This window comes from Oleiphilus sp. HI0132, from assembly GCF_001635845.1.
Window position 1 is genome coordinate 1 of sequence record NZ_LWGJ01000140.1, and the last position, 732, is coordinate 732.

The 732-nt window shown below is 42.9% G+C and carries 1 protein-coding gene; it reads right to left on the bottom strand.

Annotation, left to right across the window (positions count from 1 at the left end; all coding sequences use genetic code 11):
• The coding region (locus A3766_RS01830; RefSeq protein ID WP_197479176.1) for a hypothetical protein at positions 1 to 632 on the bottom strand (632 nt) is incomplete at its 3' end.
• Positions 633 to 732 lie beyond the last annotated feature (100 nt).

Consider the following 732-nt stretch of genomic DNA (forward strand, 5'->3'; position numbering starts at 1 on the left):
TGATAGTTTGCTGAAAAGAAGTCGTATGTTCTGTAACCTCCCCAACTAACTTCTTTTGATTTGTTACTCGTCCACATGGAATTATTGTTGCGAGCATAAGTGTTGCCGGTGGTACCGTTTTTCCCGTGTTCGCCACGGTCGTCTTTACACTCGATAACATTCGAGTTTTGCCAGCCCCCGCTGACCCATTGCGCACCACTAGAGTTGCCAAACAAACTTTTCCAGGAGTTACTGCTCTTCTTGAAGCCTGCTGTTTTAGCCGATGTGTATTGGCCCGATGCTGCCAACTTATCAACCATCGTTTGGCAATGGTTCTGGCTACTTAAAATTCGCCCTTTATATCTATAATAGCTGTTGTAGACATAGATATACGTATCTGAGTACGCGCTCTTGCCATCGTCTATGGCTTTTTGAGTATAGTTAACACTATTATCATAGGGTGTTTCAGTCTTAACTGTACTTGCCATACTGCCTGAGTTATCAAGAATAAACAGCACGTTAGGCGTTAGTTCATTTGAAGCGCTGGATTCAAATAGTATTTCGGTATCATCTGCGTGGGCACAATTGGCAGAGAGTAAGGTGATGATGCAAGAGGCGATACCGTGGCTGAATTTAGAACTGATGGTTTTCATTTTGTCGCCTCCAAATTGAAATAGCGAAGATGATGGAGTTCGTTTGTTTCCGGATAGTAACTGACTGCACCGCTTTTTCCGTTGTATTTAGTTAACTCAT